The organism is Aquidulcibacter sp. (assembly GCF_049239865.1).
Taxonomy (GTDB): Bacteria; Pseudomonadota; Alphaproteobacteria; order Caulobacterales; family Aquidulcibacteraceae; genus Aquidulcibacter.
Genome location: NZ_JBMLTR010000150.1, coordinates 1 through 2,572, shown reverse-complemented (window position 1 = coordinate 2,572; position 2,572 = coordinate 1). Strand labels below are relative to the sequence as shown.

Annotated in this window: 3 protein-coding genes; 2 read left to right on the top strand and 1 reads right to left on the bottom strand. The window is 58.9% G+C overall.

The features are described 5' to 3' along the window. Positions 1 to 596: alpha-amylase family glycosyl hydrolase (locus ACOVRA_RS11000; protein ID WP_421720330.1), on the bottom strand; the 596-nt coding region annotated here is incomplete at its 3' end. Positions 597 to 835: 239 nt separating this feature from the next. Between ACOVRA_RS11000 and ACOVRA_RS10995 the strand changes: the two genes are divergently transcribed. Both ACOVRA_RS10995 and ACOVRA_RS10990 read left to right on the top strand, forming a co-directional pair. Next, positions 836 to 1,885: a hypothetical protein gene (locus tag ACOVRA_RS10995; RefSeq protein WP_421720329.1), complete on the top strand. Its 1,050-nt coding sequence runs from the start codon at positions 836 to 838 to the stop codon at positions 1,883 to 1,885. Positions 1,886 to 2,087: 202 nt separating this feature from the next. After that, on the top strand, positions 2,088 to 2,572 hold a 485-nt coding region (locus ACOVRA_RS10990), incomplete at its 3' end, for a class I tRNA ligase family protein (RefSeq protein WP_421720328.1).

Genomic DNA, 2,572 nt, shown 5'->3' with positions numbered 1-2,572 from the left:
ACGCCATCGAGGACGAGGCGCATGCCCTTGTCATGCAGGCCAGCTGCCAGCTTCTTGACGTCGTCGCGCGTGCCATATTCGGGCGAGACTTTGAAATAATCATTGGCGTCATATTTGTGGTTGGTGAAGGCGTCATGGATCGGCCCCAAATAGAGGACATCGACATCGAGCGCTTTAACATAGTCGAGTTTGCTGGTCAGACTGTCGAGATCGCCACCCCAGAAATCGAGCTCATGCGTCCAAAGGCCCTGCTCTGGTAGGAGCTTCCCACGCTTGGGCGTGCTGGACCATGGGTGCAAGGTGCGCGGGGCGGCATAGAGTGCGCGCTTGGCTTCTAGATCACGCGAGGGCGCGAACCGATCTACCATCACCTGATACACCACCGGGCCAATGCGCCAATCGGCTTCACGTGCGGCGAGCTTGGGCGCGAGCGCCAAATCATGGGGATTAGCGAACGAGATGGGTTCAGACACTTTCGGGCGTTCCTTGTGTTGCACGGGGCGCGGTGTTTGGGCAAAAGCCGAGGTGCAGACAAGCAAAGCGCTCGCCGCACAGGCACCCGTGCGTAGGATCGTTTTCCAGCGATTCTTCACCATTTAGCATGCCACCCAGTTGCTTGTTGTTTTCCTACATAGTGCCGGAATGGCGCCGAAATGCAAGGGTGCTAGATGCGGCTCGACCCCTGCCACAAATAGGATTAGAGCAGTGGCTAATTCTATCTGATCGTGAAAAGTTAAAGAAACTTGGCTTTGAATTCAGACGGATTGGGCAACCAAACTAGAAATAAGGTCGCACGACGCAAGAGGCTGAGAATGACCCTAAAGGGATTGTCACGATGAACCGGCGCTGGATGATTTTGGGCGGCACAGGCTTTGGCTTAGCCGCTGGATGGGGCATTTGGTCTTGGTTCTCGCGCAGCAAAACTCGCGACCGCCGCACGGCCGCGCCCGAACCCGCCCCCGCCCAGCCAACGCCTGAACCAGCTCCTGCTCCCGCCAAGCCAGAAGTGGCAAAAACCGGGCCTGCCAAATCGTCCATCCGCGAAGGCCTGATCAAAGACCCTGCCGTGCGCGAGAGCCCCGAAGCGGCGATTGCACGCGGGACCGGCCTTGCTTGGCGCAAGCCGCAATTAGGGGAAGTGGTGACGCCGGACAAATGGTTGGCCGTGCGCCCCTTGAGCGAACCGGGCTTTGCCGCCCGCGCGGGTGCTGGCGTCGACATTACGGATGCGGTATTTCGCGAGGTGGTCGGTGATCGGGAACTGGCCGCAGGTCCTGTGGTATTTGCCATTCGGGGTGCGGTTTCAGACCGTTCGAGCAATCCTTATGCCTCTGGCCACCGCTTAACGATTGTGCCGCCAGACCATTTGAACTTCTGCTGCACCATTGGCGTGTGGGACCCTGAAACCAAGCAATTGTCGACTTATGCGGCCTCGACCGTGCCGAACCGCACCGCGATTGTATCCTCCGCTTTAGGTGTTCAGGCGGCCAATATGTTGTTGCCCGGCGTGTTTGATTATGTGCCGGGCTCGCACTCTAATTATAAGAAGTATGGCTTCCCCTTCTCCATCATCGGGGCACTACGCCAGAATGGGGCGGGCGGCGGCGCAGGCGCGCTGAAGGTGCTGCGCGCGACGACCCCGACAGGGATGCAAGGTGCGAATGTCTCAAGCACCACGGACGATAACATTCATTGTGCAGAGACGCCCTTGCTGGAGCCCTATGACCGCTTCTCGTCGGAAGGCTGCATGGTGGTGGCCGGGCGCTATACGCCGCAAGAAGGCCACACCGGGCCTTGGGCACGCTTCTTGAAGGACGCGAAGTTTAAGGGCCGCTCGAAAGTCACGGTCATTCTGGCCAATAGTACGCAACTGCCAGTGGTATGACCTGCTTGCCTTAACACGGACGCCTAACTGGGCTATGAGGCCCGCCATGAGCACTGCACACGCCCTTTTTGCCCTGTTTCGAATTATCAGCCCGGCACGCCGCTGACTTCGATTCCGCGTGCCGGGAAGACATCGCCACAAAATCAAGTCATGACACGCGTGGCGTGAAACCACGCAGCGCGCTTAGATAAAGACCGAACCGATGACCTCAGAACCACGCGACTATCGCCCGACCATCTTTCTGCCCGACACCCCGTTCCCGATGCGCGCAGGCTTGCCGCAGAAGGAACCGCAATTTGTCGCGAAATGGCAGGCAGAAGACCTCTATGGCCGCCAGCGCAAGGCCAGCGCCGGGCGCACGCGCTTTGTTTATCATGATGGCCCACCCTATGCGAACGGCAACTCCCACATCGGGCACTCGCTGAACAATAGCTTGAAGGACTTTGTCTGCCGTTCCCGCCAAGTCTTGGGCTTTGACGCGGACTTTGTACCTGGCTGGGACTGCCACGGTCTGCCCATTGAGTGGAAGGTCGAAGAAGAGTTTCGCGCCAAGGGCCGCAAAAAGGACGAAGTGCCAGCTGCCGAATTCCGCGCCGCCTGCCGCGTCTATGCGCAAAAATGGGTCGATATCCAAAGCGGTGAGCGCCAGCGCATGGGCTTGATGGCCAATTTCGCCAATCCGTATCG

Coding starts and splice junctions, on each gene's coding strand:
- ACOVRA_RS10995 (WP_421720329.1), top strand. CDS start 836: ATGAACCGGCGCTGGATGATTTTGGGCGGCACAGGCTTTGGCTTAGCC.